The sequence below is a fragment of the Vreelandella hamiltonii genome (assembly GCF_014651775.1).
Classification (GTDB): Bacteria; Pseudomonadota; Gammaproteobacteria; order Pseudomonadales; family Halomonadaceae; genus Vreelandella; species Vreelandella hamiltonii.
The window spans coordinates 1-2,085 of the sequence record NZ_BMXN01000052.1; the positions used below are offsets into that span (position 1 = coordinate 1).

The 2,085-nt window shown below is 50.6% G+C and carries 2 protein-coding genes and 1 pseudogene; 1 reads left to right on the plus strand and 2 read right to left on the minus strand.

Annotation, left to right across the window (positions count from 1 at the left end; translation table 11 throughout):
- Positions 1-361 precede the first annotated feature (361 nt).
- Positions 362-562: pseudogene (locus tag IE091_RS18535) on the plus strand (microcin ABC transporter ATP-binding protein); the annotation flags it as partial.
- On the opposite strand, the gene IE091_RS18275 reads toward IE091_RS18535, so the two are convergent.
- Together IE091_RS18275 and IE091_RS18280 are read right to left on the minus strand one after the other, a co-directional pair.
- Complete coding sequence (locus IE091_RS18275) at positions 557-1,303, minus strand: hypothetical protein (RefSeq protein ID WP_189464322.1); 747 nt, start codon at positions 1,301-1,303, stop codon at positions 557-559. The pseudogene IE091_RS18535 and the gene IE091_RS18275 overlap by 6 nt on opposite strands.
- An 18-nt stretch (positions 1,304-1,321) precedes the next feature.
- Complete coding sequence (locus IE091_RS18280; RefSeq protein ID WP_189464323.1) at positions 1,322-1,747, minus strand: hypothetical protein; 426 nt, start codon at positions 1,745-1,747, stop codon at positions 1,322-1,324.
- Positions 1,748-2,085 lie beyond the last annotated feature (338 nt).

Below are 2,085 nucleotides of genomic sequence, written 5' to 3' on the forward strand. Positions count from 1 at the left end.
ATGTTGGGCATGGCACTGTCTGGGTGAATGGCGATAATGGCTATATTGCCATGCAGGTCAGTGGGTTAGAAGTGCTTCCGGGGGCCGGTCTCACGGATTCAGGGAATAGTACGGCCAGCTGGCCAGCGCTCTAAGGAGGTGCTCCATCGGCTAGCACATGAAGAGAGCCAGTGCGCGAGCTTTTGAACACTGCCTACCAAGGGATATCGGCACAATGTGAAAAGACTTTAGGAAACGCTGAAGTGCACCCTTCTAAGCTGCACAAATTCCACTGCATCTGCCTGATCGCCACCGAGGGGGTAGAATCTGACCAACCCGACACCGTCTGATAGAGACATCCGATGCAAACAAATACTTACACGTCCAGGCACGACGCGGGCCAAGCTACCTGTTCATCAGCCATGACCTGGCCGTGGTACGTGCCATGGCGCATCGGGTGATGGTGCTCAAGGATGGCGAGGTGGTGGAGCATGGCGATTGCGAACGCATCCTTGCGTCTCCCCAGCATCCCTATACTCAGGCCCTGGTTGCCGCGGCAGGCTTGGCTACAACCTCATCATGAGCCCTCCGCATCCCCATCGCCGCCAAGTCGCCTGGCCTTGGCGGCATCTTCGAGTTCCTGGAGCAGCATCGCCAGCTTCAGCTCCTCCGGTAGCTCGAACTTTTCGTCTTCCCGCCCTGACAGTTGCTTGGCCAGTTCGGAAAATTCGAGATGAACGCCCTGGTTATCTCCCTTTTCAGCGACACGACCCAGGTCCTGTTGTGCGAAGACCTGCGAAGAAACCGTTTCACCAGTAACGGGGGAAGCATTGGCAATAGCAGCGACCAATTTCATTGCGCCAATCGCCATATGTCGGGTTGCGGGCGAATCCGTGTAGTTTGGCAAGTTCTGCCGTTGATATTCCAACTGATTATATTTTACATCATGATTGATCTGCTTCCCTGCGGAGTTGAATTCAACCGGTCCATCACTGATGACGGTAACGCCCAGTGGAGTTTCCAAGCCTGCCTCACGGAGCCGGCGAGCCATGGTAGACATTTCACGAATGCTGGCATCCTTGACATTGAGATCCTTTACGATATCCATGAAGGTATCGTAATCCTCTTGGCTCAGCACTCCCCCCAGAACACCTTGCGGCCCGGTCTCCCGACCAACCTTAACGGTGAAGTCCTCGTAAGTCTTTGGATCAAGCAACGGACCACGATTGATACCCGCATTCAAGTTGCTGAGCAGTGATGCAATGGCAGAGTCATTTGAGATCATGAGATTTCTCTCTATAGTGGCACGCCATTGAGAGTCCATTCTCAATGGCTCCTTGCCTCAGGGAAAGATACTGATAGTCGGAATAGTACCAGTCATGGCCCAGGTGCGTACCGTATTATCTCCAATATTTCTAATTCTATAGCGATGTTCACCGGTAGCCGTTGGGCTAAATGTACGTGTCACGCTTCTCGCATTCATACTTGTGGTGACAGAAACAACCTGCCAAGAACCACCTGTGTTTCTTTCAATTATGTGTTCTAAGAAATGCCGAGGATTATTTCCGGAGCGGTCTTCGAATGTAAAACGGTAAGTAGCGACACATCTTACATTAAAGGTATAAACTGTATCATATTGTTGTGGCGCTACGTATCCTCCGCTACTGCTAACATTCATGGAGCCACATGATTGTGCCGACGCAGAACTCACAGTGAGCATCAATAGCAAAAATACGAATAAACTAGCATATGCCTTTTTCATAATCATAACTTAACTCTCCTTTAGAGCAGATGCAAAAATGTGGTTTTGGATTGCTCCCTACACACCAGTTATCGGCAGGGCGAAAAAAAATTGAGCATTTTTTTTATTTTATTCATAGCCTGACAAGCCCCTGCGGCAGTCCGAAGACCTCTATACCTCTGGGCGTAGCCTGTCCAATTTCGATCTTGATACGCCGGGGTACGTCCTGTAGCGAAGCGCGATATTCGATGTAGGTATCGTGTAACTATTCAGGTGGTTGCGGATAGCCTGTCGACAACCACCTGATTTTTCTGGCATAGTGCACAGCATCATTCGGCACACCTATGCGGCGATATGACCATCAG